Origin of the sequence: Natronococcus sp. (genome assembly GCF_047921035.1) — an archaeon.
In the GTDB taxonomy this organism is placed as follows: Archaea; Halobacteriota; Halobacteria; order Halobacteriales; family Natrialbaceae; genus Natronococcus.
In genome coordinates this window covers 16,927-32,240 of the sequence record NZ_JBLRWX010000041.1, presented here as the reverse complement: position 1 = coordinate 32,240, position 15,314 = coordinate 16,927, and the positions used below count along the sequence as shown (strand labels likewise).

Below are 15,314 nucleotides of genomic sequence, written 5' to 3'. Positions count from 1 at the left end.
CGGCGCGACCGTGGCGCTCTTTTTGGCCGTGCAACTCGGCGCGCTGGCGCTGATCGAGCCGTTCCACGACGCCGATCGGCAGGCCGTCGAGGATCCGGAGAATCCGACCAACAGCCTCGTCTACTTCGCGGTGATCCTCGTCGCGACCGGCTTTATGCTCGCGACTTTCCGGTACAACCTCGAGTGGGTTATCAGGGCGCTGGTCATCGGCGTGAGCGTTTTCCTCGCCTGGTTCGTGCTCACCGAACTCGTTCCGCCGGTGGTCACGGCGGGGTCGATCAACGTCGTCGCCGTCGGCGCAGCCCTCGGCGTCGGCGTCGCGCTTCTGTTGTACCCGGAGTGGTACGTCATCGATCTCACCGGCGTGCTGATGGGCGCCGGCGCTGCAGCGCTGTTCGGGATCAGTTTCGGCCTCCTGCCCGCCATCTTGCTGCTCTCGGCGCTGGCGATCTACGACGCCATCAGCGTCTACCGGACCGAACACATGCTCGACCTCGCCGAGGGCGTGATGGACCTCAAGATCCCCGTCGTGCTGGTCGTTCCGACGACGCTGTCGTACTCCTACCTCGCCGACGGCCCCGAGGCGACCCTCGAGGAGGATCGAAACGACGGGGTGCCGACTCCCGAGGGGTCCGACTCGAGTCGGGCCGAGGAGGGGTCGGTCGACGCCGGCCGCGACGCGCTGTTCATCGGGCTGGGCGACGCCATCATCCCGACGATCCTGGTCGCCAGCGCGGCGTACTTCCTCGAGGCGGGCGCGCTCGACGTGCCGGGAATCGCGCTGAACGTGCCCGCGCTGGGTGCGATCCTCGGGACGCTGGCCGGACTGCTCGTGCTCCTGGGGATGGTCCTGAAGGGGCGGCCCCACGCCGGGCTCCCGCTGCTCAACGGCGGCGCGATCGGGGGCTACCTGCTGGGCGCGCTCGCGAGCGGCGTCTCGATCGCGACCGCGCTCGGGCTCTAATCGGAGAGCGGCTCCTCCTCCTCGCTGGTCTCGACGATCTCCGCGTCGACGTCGTCGCCGTGCTCGAGCCCCTGGACCATCACGTCGATCCGATCGCGCTCGGAGTCGATCGGGAAGTCCTCGAGGTCGGGGTAGACGCCGACGATCACGAGGTGGTCGTCGCCGGACTCGTGCTGTGCGACGTCGAGCAGGACGTCGATCCCGTGTTCGCCGTGTAACATTGCCTCGCCCTCGTAGGTCTCGAGCAAGATTGTGTCCTCGAGGGCGGCGACCGAGCGTTCGCCGATCGACTCCTCGATCGTTAGCTCCTCGTACTGGTCCTGGATCTCCCGGACGATCTCCTCGTTGTCCATCTCGCCGACCGGATTGAACTCCTCGCCGGCGACGCTGACCTGCGGCGTCGTGATGACGGCGAAGACACCGGCCTCGATCTCGCCGCCGAAGATGCCAAGCGGCAGGTCGATCGTCCGGGTGTACTCGGAGCCGTAGCTGGTCACTTCGATCTCCTGGCCGGCGACGGATTCGGTGGAGACGATCTCCTCGGTTCCCTGGTAGTCGTAGCCCGTGTCGTCGGTCGCGCTCTCGGCGACGACCGCCGGTGCGGCCGCAAACGTCGTCGCGTCCTCGAGGAAGTCGTCCAGACACCCGGCCGAGAGACCGACACCGCCGACCGCACCCGCGGCGATGAACTGTCGTCGATTCATTTAGTCTGAAAGAACCGCCTGGCAGGCATAAGTGGCGCGGCCGACTCGAGGCGTCCGTTTCGTGATCAGCAGTTCGGAGAAGAAATTCACCAATCCTCCTCACCAGTGACGGTTCTACGTCCCGACATGAGTAGTATGGACCGTCCGGCGTTATGTCTGCAGTGCGTACTGAACGGTACCCCTCCTTAACAACTGTCCGTCGCACTCTGCGAAAGAGTCAATTTTCGTACTCCGAGAATTTCGCACTAAGAGGCGTCATGGGGGAAGATGTCGGTCATACACGTTCCGTCGGTGACCAATCGCCTCAACGATGAGAATATTGTCGTCGCGATTCCATGTGATGATCGCTCGGTAGTCGCCGGCGCGAAGTTTGTAATATGGGTAGCCGGAAAGACGCTCGAGTCGGTGTTCGGTCCAGTCAGTCGCCTCGTCGACTTTGTTCATCACACGATCGGCGACTTGCGGATCAAGGTTTTCGAGGTGGCCGATCGCTTGCTCAGTGTACTCGACGTCAGTCATTCAAGCCGAGGCGTTCACGAACGTCGTCGGCTGATTGCGTTTCGCCCTGCTCCCGCTGCTCGCGGCTCTTTTCAAGCTCTTCGAGCGTCTTGTCAGAGAGCCTCGTCGGTGGATCGATCCAGTCGCGGAGTGCATCACGGATCGCTTCCGACCGCGAGGTGTACCCGCGACGCTCGTACTCCTCGTCGATCTCCTCGAGGAGGTGATTTGGAACCCGGACGTCGATCTTTGAGGTGCCGTCACCATTTCTTTCACCGCTATCATTGGTGTCAGTGCTCATTATTGTGTGAGACGTGCGTCTCACAGATAACTGTTTGTCCCTGTATGGAACGCCGTGTCTACATTTCACAGCTACACGGATCGATCAGCGGGTCGCTTTTCGTTCGTCAATCGGCAAACTTCGAAGTTATGCGGGACCATCGGTCGAGCTTCGATATAACAGAATGTGATTTACGGGACGCAGAGTGGACAGTCAGAGGACGACTGTCGATCCCATCACTCGAGAAATTCACCGAACGAGAGGGGCGTGAAACCGATCCGACCGGAGAATAGGTCTCGACGGCTACTCGCCGGAGGGGAGCCGATAGCTCGCTCCCTCGTCGGTGTCCTGAACCTCGACGTCGAGCCCCTCGAGTTCGTCCCGAAGTTCGTCGGCCCGCTCGTAGTTGCCGGCCTCGCGTTCCTGCTCGCGCACCTCGAGGACGAGTTCGACGACGTCGCCCGCGAGCTCCGCGCTGCCGTCGGTCTCCCCGGTAAAGGAGAGCCCGAGCACGCCGCCGAGCTCCTCGAGCGTCTCGACCGCCCGCCGCAGTCCGCGGTAGTCGGCGGGCTCGCCCTCGCCGCCCTCGAGGTGGCGGTTGATCGCCGCCGCGATCTCGAGCAGCGCCGACTGGGCCTCGCGAGTATTGAAGTCGTCGTTCATCGCCTCGGTAAAGGCCTCGCGGGCCTCATCGACTGCCTCACGGAGTTCGCCGTCCTCGGCTTTGGTGCCCGCGTTCGGCGAGTCGATCGCCGCCGTCGCCGCCTCGTAGGCGCGCTCGAGGCGGTCCCACCGTTCCTCGGCCTCGGCGATCGTCTCGTCGGAGTACAGCTGCTGGCTGTTGTACGACCCCGCGGTGAGGAACGTTCGGACGACGTTCGTTCCCAAGCTGTCGACGGCCTCCTCGACCGTGACGAAGTTCCCTAGGCTCGAGGACATCTTCTCCTCGTCCATCTGGAACAGCTCGCAGTGGAGCCAGTACTTTGCGAACTGCTGGTCGGTCGCGGCTTCGGACTGAGCGATCTCGTTTTCGTGGTGGGGAAACACGAGGTCCCGGCCGCCGACGTGGATGTCGAGGGTGTCCCCGAGGTGGGTCGTGCTCATCGCCGAGCACTCGATGTGCCAGCCCGGTCGTCCCTCGCCCCACGGCGACTCCCAGGTCAGGGCGGTCTCGCAGGCCGCCTCGGCGGGCGCGGCTCCCTCGTGGCGGTGTTCCTCGATCGCCTCGCTGTCGACGCCGTCGGCCTTCCAGAGCGCGAAGTCCGCGGGATTGCGCTTCTCGGAGCGCTCGTCGGGATCGCCCTGGGATTCGATCTCCTCGAGTTCCTGGTTCGAGAGCTTGCCGTACTCCTCGAAGCTGGTGACGTCGAAGTAGACCGAGCCGTTCGCCTCGTAGGCGTACCCCTTCTCCAGCAGGGTCTCGACGAGGTCGATGATCTCGGGGACGTGCTCCGAGACGCGGGGGTAGACCTCCGCCCGCAGGAGGTTCAGCGAGCGCATGTCCGCGAGGGTGCGCTCGATGTACGTCTCGGCGACTTCCGCCTCGTCCTCGCCGAGATCGTCCTCGCCGACGCGGGCGACGATCTTCTCGTTGACGTCGGTGAAGTTCTCGACGTGGCGCACGCCGTAGCCGAGCTGTTCGAGCCAGCGGTGCATGACGTCGACGTGGACCCACGAGCGGGCGTGGCCCAGGTGGGGCGGGTCCGAAACCGTCAGGCCGCAGTAGTAGAGCAGCACATTGTCGGGGTCCTGCGGCTCGAACGGCTCCGCCTCGCCCGTCAACGTGTTCGTCACGTACAGGGTCATTACAGGGGTGTATCCGCGGGTTACAGTTAAAACGTGTCTTTGGATCTACTGCCGTGTCGAAACCGGTCGACGCGTGCGTTCGAGGGAACGCTACTCCGGGACGGGGACCGCCTCGAGGGCGTCCTCGACCGTTCGAAGGGCGTCGGCCCCCTCGAGGCCCTCGACGACGAGCATCATCGCCCCCTCCCCGACGCCGGCTGCGGTCGGCTCGATCCCCTCGACCTCGAGTCGCCGCAGCGTCTCCCCGAGCGCGACCGCGTCGACGTCGCCCGTCGCGACGATCGCCGTCAGGTCGCCACTGTCGGATCTAAACGACGTCCCGCCGATCGCGAACAGCGCCGTCTCGGGCTGGGAGCCGTCGATCGACGCCGGCGTGATTCCGCGCTCCATCCTGACCCGGACCTCTCGGGCGTCGGTCTCGAAGGCGGGAAGCTCCTCGGCGTAGCGCCGGATCGCCGTCGCGACCGCGTCGGTCTCGCCGTCGACGTCGAGATACCGGGCTGCCGCGGTGTAGTTGACGACTCCGGCCCGCAGTGCGGCGACGAGAAACGGTTCCCCGTCAACGGCTCGACGCGTTTCGCTCGCGAGCGACATAGGTGTACAGCTGTGACACGCCACTGTGAAGGGATAAGCCTCGTGATCGGCGGCGACCGCGGCGTTTTTGCCGCGAGCGCCCCATCGATCGGGTATGAAACCCGACGACGTCGAAGCCGTAATCGAATCCGAACTCGAGGGCGCCGAGGCAACCGTCACGCACGCACGTGACAAACACGACGACGACCACCTCGCCGCGACGGTCGTCTCGCCGACCTTCGAGGGCGAGTCGCTGGTCGGCCAACACCAGCAGGTGTACGACGCCCTCGAGGACCACATGACGACCGACATTCACGCCCTCGAGCTGTCGACGTACACGCCCGAGGAGTACGACGACCTCGAGTAGCCGGCGTCGGTCGCCCCCGTGACCCGCGTTCCGATCGGTCCCCGTCCGAGCGACGGTTCGAACCACAGGATACTCGTGTTCGCTCGCGAGAATGTTCGTATGGAGTCGCTTCACCCGCGGATCAGGCTGCTGTGGATCGCACAGACGGCGATCCTGGCGGCCGTGCTCGGTGCCGTCCTCGTCGCCGTCGACCGGTGGATCACCCCCGTGCCGACGGCCGGACTGGTGGGGATCGTCGCCGTCGCGGCGGTCCTGGGTATCGCCTACGCCCTCCGTCTCTACCAGATCTGGCAGTTCGAACTCCAGGGCGACGCCCTCTATCTCGAGCGCGGCGTCATCACGTTCGTCGAAACGGCCGTCCCGTTCGTCCGAGTCCAACACGTCGACACGCAGTTCGGCCCCGTCGAGCGAACGCTCGGACTCTCGAGCGTCGTCGTCTACACGGCCGGCTCGCGCAACGCCGACGTTCGGATCCCTGGGTTGACGCCCGACCGGGCTCGAAAGCTACAGGATACGCTGCGGGAACTGGCCGTCGAGAGCGAGGCCGACGACGCCGTATGAACCGGCTGCATCCGTTCAGCGCGGTCGTCTACGCGCTCCGGTACGGCCTGCTTTGGCTGTGGGTACCGTTCTTCCTCGTCACCGCCCTCGCGGGGACCGTCGCAGCCGTCAGTATCGCCTGGCTACCGGTGGTCACGGCGCTCGGCTTCCTCTTTGGCGCCGCGTACGGCGTCGTCTACTACTACCGCTTCGAGTACGGAATCACGCCGGACACGTTCGACGTCGCCTCCGGGGTCGTGGCGCGTCGCTCCCGCGAGATCCCCTACCGACGGATCCAGAACGTCGACGTCCGGCAGGGCGTGTTACAGCGCGTCCTCGGGCTCGCGGTCGTCACCGTCGAAACCGCCGGCGGCGGCAACAGCGAGGCCGCACTCCAGCTCGTGAGCAAGTCGGAGGCCGACCGCCTCCAGCACCAGATCCGTCGTCGAACCGCCGGCGTCGAGGCCGGCGACCGCGACCAGCCCGCATCCGACGCATCCCTCGAGGACGATCGACCGACGGCGGGCAAAGCGCCCGGCGAGCAGCCGCCTCGACCCGATCGAGGCGCAGAATCGCCGTCCGTTTCCGAGGCACGGTCCCGGCGCGAGCCGGCAGAACCGAACCGAAAGCGACTGTTCGCCCTCGAGTCCCGCGAGCTCCTGTTGTACTCGCTGACGACACTGCGGCCGGCCGCCCTCGCCGCCGTGGGGTTCCTGTTTTTCTTCGCGACCGATACGATCCTCGACGTGCTCGTGGCCGCCTCTCAGCCGTTCGGCGGCCCCCAGGACCTCCAGACGGGCGACACGCAGAGCTACGGCGTGCTGACGGTCGTCTCGATGGTAAACGGGATCGTCGTCACCTACCTCGTCAGCGTCGCCTACACGTTCGCGACGTACTACGACTTTCAGCTCGGTCGCGTCGACGACGACTTCGTCTACGAGCGGGGACTGCTCCAGCGCTACAGCGGCTCGATCCCCGCGGAGAAGGTCCAGTCGGTCACGATCACCGACAACCCGCTCCAGCGGCTGATCGACTACGCCGGACTGTGGGTCGAGACTGCCGGCTACGGCCCCGACAGCAGCGGCGGCAGCCAGTCGGCCGTCCCGCTGGCTCGATCCACCCACGTCCACCGGTTCGCGGAAAACCTCACGCACGTCGAGACGCCCGCATTCGAGAGCCCATCGCCGATCGCCCGGCGTCGCTACCTCGTTCGCTACTCCCTGATCGCGGCCGTGATCGTCGCGGCTGTCCTCGGACTCGCGCAGGTGACGCCCCTCGAGCGGTGGTATCTCGCCGCGGTCGTCTTCGCGGCGGTCCCGCCTGCCGCCCATCTGCGGTACGTTCATCTGGGGTACTACGTCGGCGAGGACCACCTGGTGATCCGACGCGGGTTCTGGCGCCGACGGACGACCGTCATCCCCTACTTCCGGATCCAGACCGTCTCCACCCGGCGGTCGATCTTCCAGCGCCGACTCGGCATCGCCTCGCTGATCGTCGACACCGCCAGCTCGCGAACGCTATTCTGGGACACCCCGACGATCTACGACGTCGACCTCGAGGACGCCCGCGGCGTCCACCGGACCGGCCGCACGCGTCTGCAGTCGGCCCTGCGGGAGCGGGCTCGCGCCGACGACGCCGGCTTTTCGGTGGATTTTACCTGACCCCTCTCGAGGTGTCGGGTATGACACGCGACGACGAGTTCCGCACCGAGGAGGACAGTCTCGGCGAGATGCAGGTGCCGGCCGACGCCTACTGGGGCGCCCAGACCCAGCGCGCGATCCAGAACTTCCCGATCTCCGGGATTAGCTTCGGACGGCGGTTCGTCCGCGGGCTCGGCGTCGTCAAGAAGGCCGCCGCACAGGCCAACCGCGACCTCGGACTGGTCGAGGACGAGGTCGCCGAGGCGATCGTCGAGGCCGCCGACGAGGTCATCGCTGGCGAGCACGACGACCAGTTCCCGGTCGACGTCTTCCAGACCGGCTCCGGGACCTCCTCGAACATGAACGCAAACGAGGTCATCGCCAACCGCGCCGCCGAGATCATGGGCGCGGAGATCGGCGACCGCGTCGTCCACCCCAACGATCACGTCAACTACGGCCAGTCGAGCAACGACGTGATCCCGACCGCGATGCACGTCGCTTCCCTCGAGGCCGTCGAGAAGGACGTGATTCCGGCGCTGGATACCCTGCGCGAATCGCTCGCGGAGAAAGAGGAGGAGTTCGACGACGTCGTCAAAACCGGCCGCACGCACCTTCAGGACGCCACGCCCGTCACGCTGGGCCAGGAGTTCTCGGGGTACCGCACCCAGGTCGAAAAGGGCCTCGACCGCGTCGACAAGGCTCGCGACCACCTCGCGGAACTCGCGCTGGGCGGCACCGCCACCGGAACGGGCCTGAACACCCACGAGGAGTTCCCCGGCCGCGCCGCCGAGTACATCACGAAGGAGACCGGCGTCCAGTTCCGCGAGGCCGACAACCACTTCGAGGCCCAGGCGGCCCACGACGCCATGAGTGAGGCCCACGGCGCCCTCCGGGTCGTCGCGGGCTCGCTGAACAAGATCGCCAACGATCTTCGCCTGCTGGCGTCGGGACCGCGTAACGGCCTCGGCGAGATCGAACAGCCCGAGAACCAGCCCGGCTCCTCGATCATGCCCGGCAAAATCAACCCCGTCGTCGCCGAGGCGGTCAACCAGGTCCACAAGCAGGTCGTCGGCAACGACGCTGCCGTCTCCGCCGGCGCCGCGGAGGGCCAGATCGATCTCAATCTCTACAAGCCCGTGCTCGCCCACAACTTCCTGCAGTCCGCAGAACTGATCTCGAACTCGAGCCAGATCTTCGCCGAGCGGTTCGTCGACCCGCTCGAGGCCAACGAGGAGTACTGCCGGGATCGGGTCGAGCAGTCGATGGCGATGGCAACCTCGCTGAACGTCCACATCGGCTACGACAAGGCCAGCGAGGTCGCCAAAACGGCGCTCAAGGAAGACAAGACGGTCCGCGAGGTCGTCCTCGAGAAGGGCTACCTCGACGAGGAGGAAGCCGACGAGGTGCTCGACCCTCGCAAGATGACCGAACGCGGAATTCTGGGTCGAGAGGAGTAACCCCCCGCTCCAAACGCGCGTTTCACCACCCTCTCATCACAATCCTGTCATAGTGTAACAGTCGACGACGGGTCGCGCTCGAGTCGTCGGGAACCTCTCGCGAAACGAAGCACACGGACTCGAGTACTATCGATCGCTGATCGTTCTTTCTTGTCGGACAGTCGAATCCAAACCGACCGAAAGAGGCCAAATCAAGCGTGATCCGGCCGCAAGAAAAGAACCCAAGCAGTTTTTACGGATGCTCGCGTCAGACGAAATATGCACACCTGTCGTAACTGCAACCAGTCGTTCCAGACCGAACTCGCCCTCGAGCTCCACCGGGATACCTGCGAGAAAGCCCAACTGTTCTGTCAGGTATGCGGCGACCGGTTCCGCGAGCGGGACGCGACCGAGGACGGGTGGCACTACGAGTGTCCCGACGAGGACTGCGACGGAGAGGGGCTCCGAGAGGACCTCTATCAGGTCGACGACGTCCGAACGGCGACACACTGACCGCCCCGGCTCTCGGCTCCTTTCCGTTCTGCGCTCTCTCCGCTCCTGGCTCCCGCTCGATTCCGAGATCCGACTTTTTATTCGCGCGCCTTCCCTTCGGTTCCTCATGGAGCGACTCAATCCCCGGGTCCGCGTCGTCTGGCTGTTCTTGGCGGTGGTCCGGGCCGGAATCGTCGGCGGCTTTCTCGTCGGCGCCGCGTTGGTACTCTCGGAGACGGGACTGTGGGCGAACTCGCCGGACCTGCTCGTTCCGGGCGCGATCGGTCTCGCGGTCGCCCTCGGACTCGTCCGGGTCGTCGTCGCCTGGCGGCGCTACGCCGTCTGGCGCTTCGAAGTCCAGGACGACGGCCTCTACATCGAGCGGGGCGTCTTCACCCGGATCAAGACCGTCGTCCCCTACGTCCGCGTCCAGCACGTCGACTCGAGGCGGTCGCCGATCGAGCGGGCGACCGGGCTGGCGACGGTCGTCGTCTACACCGCGGGCTCGCGAAGCGCCGACGTCGCGATCCCCGGCCTGACCCCCGAGCGGGCCGAGCGGCTCCGCGAGGACCTGCGCGGGCTCGCGATCGAGAGCGAGGGTGAGGACGCGGTATGAGGAAACTCCACCCGCTCTCGATCGCGGTCCGATCGATCTCGCGTAGCGTCAACGTCGGCCTCCTCTTTTTTATCGCCGGCGTCTTCGCCTCCCCCGGCGGTGCCGGGGGGACGCTTGTCTCCGTCGGCGGGATGGTGTTGCTCGGAATCGTCGTCGCGGTCGTCTACGAGGTCGCCTACTACGAGCGGTTTCGCTACGAACTCACGAGCGACACCTTCGACGTCGCCTCCGGGGTTCTCGCGAGACGCGATCGGGAGGTTCCCCTCCGGCGAATCCAGAACGTCGACGTCCGACAGCCGGTTCTCAGCCGACTGTTCGGGCTCGCGGCCGTCCACATCGAGACCGCCGGCGGCGGCCAGACCGAGGTCTCCCTGCAGTACGTCGACGAGGAGGAAGCTCGACGGCTCAGGCGCCAGCTCCGCCGCGGCGCGCGAGCCGAACGCGACGAGGACGACGAGTCGGCGTCGGAGACTCGAGACGCGGCCGACGAGGACGAGGAGGAACTCCTCTTCGAGATTCAGCCTCGCGAACTCGCGATCCTCAGCGTGTTCACGATCGACCCCGGAGCCAGCCTGCTGGGTGGGATCGCGCTATCCTTTCTCAGCGGGTTCGATCCGACGACGCTGATCCCGGCCGACCTGGTCGACGGCCTGCCCGGCGCGGAGGGCGGACTCGTCGCGCTCGCCTGGCTCGTCGTCCTGTTCCTGCTCGCGGCCTGGGTCGTCAGCGCCGTCCTCACCTTCAACCGCTACTACGGGTTCCGGCTCACCCGCGTCGACGACGAACTCCACTACGAGCGGGGGCTCGTCCAGCGCTACAGCGGTACCATCCCCCTTGAGAAGGTCCAGACGCTGACGATCACCGAACGTGTTCCCTTCCGGTGGTTCGGCTACGGCGCGCTGGCGGTCGAAACCGCCGGCTACGCACCCGGACAGGGCTCTCGAGGGACGGAGTCGGCGATCCCGCTCGCCGGCTACGACCGCGTCGTCGGGCTGGCCCGGTCGATCGAACCGTTCGGCGAGGTCGAACTCGAGGCCCCGCCCAAGCGCGCACGAGAACGGTACGGCGTGCGGTACCTGCTGGTCGTCGCCGCGTTAGTCGCCGCCGGCTACCTGCTCGTGGTCGCGACGGCCCTCGAGCGGTGGTACCTCCCCGCTGCACTGGTCGTCCTCGTTCCCGTCGCGGCTCACCTGAAGTGGCGCAATCGGGGCCACCAGCTCGGCGACCGCTACGTCTTCGCCCGGACCGGGTTCTGGAACCGGACGACGAAGGTCGTCCCCTACTACCGCGTGCAGGCCGTCGTCCACACCCAGTCGATCTTCCAGCGACGGCGCCGCCTGGCGAGCGTCACCGCCGACACCGCCAGCTCGGCCTCGCTGCTCGGCCGTGCGGCGATCGCCTACGACGTCGATAGCGAGCGCGGGCTCGAGATGCAACTCGAGATCGAGGAGCGGCTACAGGAACGGCTTCGGGCCCGAAAGCGAGAGCGGACGGTCGGGGAGTGGTTCGAAAACGAAAACGGTTCGATCGGTGACGACCCTTGCTCCGATACCGGATGACTTAGAGTCGTTGAACGGGATCGATTCCAATTGCATATCGCGATATAAGATTCATAAGTTCGACTCCGAACACGTTCTTGGAATCCATAAATTAGATTTAACACCGATAGCAATTACTGTTAGGGTCTGATATATCCCTACGGAGATGGACGACCGGCTTTATGGTCACGAGTGGTTCAAGATCCGTAACCGAATCCTGAATCGGGATGAAAATACATGTAGAAATTGCGGTGAGACGACCAACTTGGTCGTTCACCATGTCGTGCCGATACAGACGCGAGGGACGAACCGTCCGGATAATTTGCTTACCCTGTGTCGTGATTGTCATCGTGCCGCTCACGGTCATCGTCGAGGGAGAAAGGAAACTTCGTCTCCTCCATCAGCTGCCCGATCCGTTTTCTCGAAATCGACAATCGCCGATATGTGTTCCAGTATTTGTCATCCGCTCTCGCTGGCGATGATCAGTACGGTTGCAAAAACCGGGATTGGCCTCGGAGAATTATGTAATCTCTCGATTAACGACATCGATATCAACATCTCGGGTACAGGAACGGTAGCCGAGTTCGATGGATCCGGTCTGATTGTTCGTTACGGTGGGAACCTTCCGTACAGCAACCGCCGAGAGCGGAACCAACGTACTCTGATCCCAATAGATAATCAATTGGAACATATCCTGTCGCAATGGCTGGCTATCCGTCCGGACCATCCCGAGAACGACGCACTGTTCCGGGAAACCAGGGAGAACTGGGGAGAACGTGTTTCGCCGGCATCTGTTCGGTACATCTTCGAGAAAGTTGGCCGAGAACACGGACATTACTCGACGGATAACGAACTAAATAACTTCACTCCGATCGCGCTCCGATACTTTTTCAGAGAACGATTTGCAGGACCACCTCACCATCGGGAATATATTCTAGGAACGTACACGGATTCGGAGATTGATTTCTCCGCTCTCGAGAACGAGTACCGCCGAACTATCTTTCAGATCTAAGCGGCGAATCAGGTCGAAGCCTGTAGATGTTCTCGAGGTACGTTCTTCGGACACGATCTCCCCAGTTGTGGGTGTAGGTATCGATGATATCGCTTGCGACATCTCCCCGAAGGTACTTGACGATCCCGCGGTCCCCCGTTCGGTCCCGCAGGTGGGTCGTAAAGAAGTGCCGGAAGTAGTGAGGTGTCACGTTCTCGGTCGCCCCGCCGCCGGCTCGGTACCACCCATGCTTGCGAGCATATTTTTCAACTGTCTGGTGAACGATATCTATTGTCAACCGTTCACCCCATCGTTTGGCTGTTCCAACAAACAATGGCTGTGCGGGATTTTGGGTGTCGGGACGGACACTCAACCACCGAATCAGTGTCTCCTTGAGCTCTTCGTCGATCGGGATAACGGTCTCACGTTTACGCTTGTTGGAGGCTGCCCGTACTTCACCGCCGGACTCGTTCCCGTGAGTGTGTTTTGCAGACACATACAGCGAATCGGGTTGTTTTGTAATCTGCGCTCGCGGATTCCACCACATCGCGTCGTGATCGAGATTGAGATCAATCAGATCGAGATTGCAGAGTTCGCCGGACCGCATTCCCGTTTTTAGTAGCGTGATGATGAGTGCTCTATCCAGGGGGTGATGGACAGTAGCAACGAACTTGCGCATCTCCAGCAGAGATAGGTCTCGCCGTGAGGGGTTTGATTCAATCGATTCGCTCATTTCTTCTAATACGAGCTCCATCGGGTTCTCGTCGTGGCGACCAACACGAACTAGGTAACTGTAGAACCGGTTGAGATACGAGGTGTAACTTGCGACCGTACTTTCCGAGTACTGAGTGCGGAGTTCATGTGTGAAGGCCATGCAGTCCCTGTACTCGGCCTCTACGGGAGATTTCCCGAACTCCCCCTCGAGATACGCTTCGAATTCGAGGAGGACACGACGGTACGCGGATATCGTCCGGTCATTTCGTCCGTGGTGCTCGATGTCCTCGAGGAAATACGTGATCGATTCGGCGCACTCACTCATTGTCCATCCGAACGTATCCGCCGTCACGTCCGCTGTATCGAACGTGGTTTTCGTCCTGTAGCGTGCTTAGTGCAGCATCGACATCGTCCTCGATATCGGCGACCAGTTCGTCGATAAGTTCGTCCCAGTCGAGGACTTCCTCCTGATCGAGTACCGTCAGAATTCGGTCCTCGAGATCAGCAGTACCGGACTCCGTGTCCGGATTCGACTCGGTCGGTTCAGAGTTCGTCGGGATTTCGAACTCGCGTCGGCCGGCCTGGACCATCGTCCGAACGAACTCACTCTGACTCATCTCCAATTGGTCGGCGTGATCGTTCCATTCCTGTTTCTGGTACCGGGGGACGTAGGTTTTCACTGCGGCCCGCTCGTCGTCGGCCATATCTTGCTCTCGATTTCTGTACACTTCAACCTATCCCACTAATACAAATAAGGGTATTTATTTGTATTTGAGGATAGAGAATAGAGGGAGGATACAGAATTATTTGGCTGGATAGCGCCACTATATCTGTACTTCCAGTCCCACATATACAAATAATAATCCCCAAGCACGATCTTCCGTTTGTAGTCGATTGAGACTGCGGCGGCCACCAGTAAATGGCTGTGATTTGATATACGTCCCTCCGGGCGTAGACCCTAGGGGTCACGGCCCCAAAACACCGGTCTTCGAATTGCATAGATTCGACGACTATCGCTGTCGGTGGAATCACATTTCGGCTCTCGCCGTCCAGGTCGACACTGCCTTCGATATACGTGCGACGCCAAAACTGATAACGGTCCAAGACTTCGTTCTCTGACACTCGACCTGACACGACATTCGTACACACTCGAGGACCTCCAGGCCGAGAACCGGGTTCGCTACAGCGGGCGCCACGGCGGGTACACGCTCGTGGGTGACGATGGCGAGTAGCGCCGACGCCCCCGACGCGATCGAGGATCCGATCGCGTACTTCCTGGACGACCAGCGCTACCACGGCAAAAGCGAGCGCACCCTCGAGGCCTACGAGCGAGTGCTTCGCCAGTTCGAGGGGTTCGTCCGCGAGCGCTTCGACGCCGAGACGGTGTCGGCGGTCGGTCGACGGGAGTGTATGGCCTGGGTTCACTCGCTTCGCGAACGGTTCGAATCGAGTACGATCGCGACCTACGCCTCCTATCTCAACCGCTTCTACGAGTACATGAACCGGGTCGGCGCGTTCGAGGCGAATCCGATGGTGCTCGTGATGGAGGAGCTGTCCGAATCGATCGACGCGAACCCGACCCGACGGGATATCTCGGTGCCGGAGATGCGCGGGTTCGTCGGCTCGATCGCTCACCCCCTCGAGCGACGCCCGGCCTCGCTGTTCGTCGACTCCGAGCCGGCCCGGGGCCGGACAGTAAACGGCGAGGAGCGAACGGCCTCGAACAAACGAAAGCGGGAGACGGTAATTCCCGTCGACGACGAACTTCGCCGAGCGCTGCTCGAGTGGCTGGCGATCCGACCGGATCCGGTGTCGCCGGCCGATCCCCTCTTTCTCGACACCCGCGACAGCTGGGGGGAGCGACTCGAACCCGCGGACGTGCAGTACGTTGTCGAGAAACACGCCCGCGAGCGCGGCTGGCACCGGACCGGCGGCGGAGCGACCGAGAACGTCACGCCCCACTACTTCCGGCACTTCTTCACGACCCACCTGCGGGATCGTACGGGCGATCGGGGGATTGTCAAGTACCTCCGGGGTGACGTGGCCGACGACGTCATCGACACCTACACCCATAACTGGGGCGACCAGGTCCGTACGGTCTACGAGCGGAACGTCTACTCCCTGTGCTGACCGCGCCCAGTCGCGAAACTGCCCG

At 63.6% G+C, this 15,314-nt stretch carries 17 protein-coding genes and 1 pseudogene; 11 read left to right on the top strand and 7 right to left on the bottom strand.

The window, feature by feature from the left end; translation table 11 throughout:
- The coding region (locus tag ACNA7R_RS10380) for a presenilin family intramembrane aspartyl protease PSH (RefSeq protein ID WP_416283491.1) at positions 1–964 on the top strand (964 nt) is incomplete at its 5' end.
- On the opposite strand, the gene ACNA7R_RS10375 is transcribed toward ACNA7R_RS10380, so the two are convergent.
- The 5 genes from ACNA7R_RS10375 to ACNA7R_RS10355 all read right to left on the bottom strand — a co-directional run bounded on the left by ACNA7R_RS10375 (position 961) and on the right by ACNA7R_RS10355 (position 4,846).
- The gene (locus tag ACNA7R_RS10375; protein ID WP_416283490.1) at positions 961–1,668 is read right to left on the bottom strand and encodes a DUF6517 family protein; all 708 of its coding nucleotides are present in this window, start codon (positions 1,666–1,668) and stop codon (positions 961–963) included. The genes ACNA7R_RS10380 and ACNA7R_RS10375 overlap by 4 nt on opposite strands.
- A gap of 255 nt (positions 1,669–1,923) precedes the next feature.
- The gene (locus ACNA7R_RS10370; protein ID WP_416283489.1) at positions 1,924–2,187 is read right to left on the bottom strand and encodes a type II toxin-antitoxin system RelE family toxin; all 264 of its coding nucleotides are present in this window, start codon (positions 2,185–2,187) and stop codon (positions 1,924–1,926) included.
- Positions 2,180–2,467: a ribbon-helix-helix domain-containing protein gene (locus tag ACNA7R_RS10365; RefSeq protein ID WP_416283488.1), complete on the bottom strand. Its 288-nt coding sequence runs from the start codon at positions 2,465–2,467 to the stop codon at positions 2,180–2,182. The genes ACNA7R_RS10370 and ACNA7R_RS10365 overlap by 8 nt, the downstream gene beginning before the upstream one ends.
- A 282-nt stretch (positions 2,468–2,749) precedes the next feature.
- The gene (gene cysS, locus ACNA7R_RS10360) at positions 2,750–4,252 is read right to left on the bottom strand and encodes a cysteine--tRNA ligase (protein ID WP_416283487.1); all 1,503 of its coding nucleotides are present in this window, start codon (positions 4,250–4,252) and stop codon (positions 2,750–2,752) included.
- A 90-nt stretch (positions 4,253–4,342) separates the two neighbouring features.
- Positions 4,343–4,846, bottom strand: coding sequence for a hypothetical protein (locus tag ACNA7R_RS10355; RefSeq protein ID WP_416283486.1), 504 nt, complete (start codon positions 4,844–4,846; stop codon positions 4,343–4,345).
- A 94-nt stretch (positions 4,847–4,940) separates the two neighbouring features.
- Here ACNA7R_RS10355 and ACNA7R_RS10350 point away from each other — a divergent pair, with 94 nt between their 5' ends.
- The 8 genes from ACNA7R_RS10350 (at position 4,941) to ACNA7R_RS10315 (ending at position 12,466) form a co-directional block, all read left to right on the top strand.
- Positions 4,941–5,192: a BolA family protein gene (locus ACNA7R_RS10350; RefSeq protein ID WP_005555254.1), complete on the top strand. Its 252-nt coding sequence runs from the start codon at positions 4,941–4,943 to the stop codon at positions 5,190–5,192.
- 99 nt (positions 5,193–5,291) lie between these two features.
- The gene (locus ACNA7R_RS10345) at positions 5,292–5,753 is read left to right on the top strand and encodes a PH domain-containing protein (RefSeq protein WP_416283485.1); all 462 of its coding nucleotides are present in this window, start codon (positions 5,292–5,294) and stop codon (positions 5,751–5,753) included.
- On the top strand, positions 5,750–7,393 hold the full coding sequence (locus ACNA7R_RS10340; RefSeq protein WP_416283484.1) for a PH domain-containing protein: 1,644 nt from the start codon (positions 5,750–5,752) through the stop codon (positions 7,391–7,393). Before ACNA7R_RS10345 ends, ACNA7R_RS10340 begins: the two co-directional genes overlap by 4 nt.
- A gap of 20 nt (positions 7,394–7,413) precedes the next feature.
- Positions 7,414–8,829 carry a class II fumarate hydratase gene (locus ACNA7R_RS10335; RefSeq protein WP_416283483.1) on the top strand — a complete coding sequence of 472 codons (1,416 nt, stop codon included), beginning with the start codon at positions 7,414–7,416 and terminating at the stop codon, positions 8,827–8,829.
- Positions 8,830–9,087: 258 nt separating this feature from the next.
- Positions 9,088–9,321, top strand: coding sequence for an HVO_2901 family zinc finger protein (locus tag ACNA7R_RS10330; protein WP_416283482.1), 234 nt, complete (start codon positions 9,088–9,090; stop codon positions 9,319–9,321).
- Positions 9,322–9,427: 106 nt separating this feature from the next.
- Positions 9,428–9,916 carry a PH domain-containing protein gene (locus tag ACNA7R_RS10325; RefSeq protein ID WP_416283481.1) on the top strand — a complete coding sequence of 163 codons (489 nt, stop codon included), beginning with the start codon at positions 9,428–9,430 and terminating at the stop codon, positions 9,914–9,916.
- A complete protein-coding gene (locus ACNA7R_RS10320) occupies positions 9,913–11,475 on the top strand; it encodes a PH domain-containing protein (protein WP_416283480.1) in 1,563 nt (520 codons plus the stop codon). The genes ACNA7R_RS10325 and ACNA7R_RS10320 overlap by 4 nt, the downstream gene beginning before the upstream one ends.
- 145 nt (positions 11,476–11,620) lie before the next feature.
- Positions 11,621–12,466 (top strand): HNH endonuclease, encoded by an 846-nt coding sequence (locus ACNA7R_RS10315; protein WP_416283479.1) that lies wholly within the window; start codon positions 11,621–11,623, stop codon positions 12,464–12,466.
- Here ACNA7R_RS10315 and ACNA7R_RS10310 read toward each other — a convergent pair.
- A complete protein-coding gene (locus ACNA7R_RS10310) occupies positions 12,450–13,484 on the bottom strand; it encodes a tyrosine-type recombinase/integrase (protein WP_416283478.1) in 1,035 nt (344 codons plus the stop codon). The two genes, ACNA7R_RS10315 and ACNA7R_RS10310, sit on opposite strands and share 17 nt — an antisense overlap.
- A complete protein-coding gene (locus ACNA7R_RS10305; protein WP_416283477.1) occupies positions 13,477–13,863 on the bottom strand; it encodes a DUF5805 domain-containing protein in 387 nt (128 codons plus the stop codon). Before ACNA7R_RS10305 ends, ACNA7R_RS10310 begins: the two co-directional genes overlap by 8 nt.
- Before the next feature lie 426 nt (positions 13,864–14,289).
- Between ACNA7R_RS10305 and ACNA7R_RS10300 the strand changes: the two are divergent.
- Together ACNA7R_RS10300 and ACNA7R_RS10295 are read left to right on the top strand one after the other, a co-directional pair.
- Positions 14,290–14,391: pseudogene (locus ACNA7R_RS10300) on the top strand (DUF5805 domain-containing protein); the annotation flags it as partial.
- The gene (locus tag ACNA7R_RS10295; protein WP_416283476.1) at positions 14,381–15,289 is read left to right on the top strand and encodes a tyrosine-type recombinase/integrase; all 909 of its coding nucleotides are present in this window, start codon (positions 14,381–14,383) and stop codon (positions 15,287–15,289) included. The pseudogene ACNA7R_RS10300 and the gene ACNA7R_RS10295, both read left to right, overlap by 11 nt.
- The last annotated feature ends 25 nt before the right edge of the window (positions 15,290–15,314 follow it).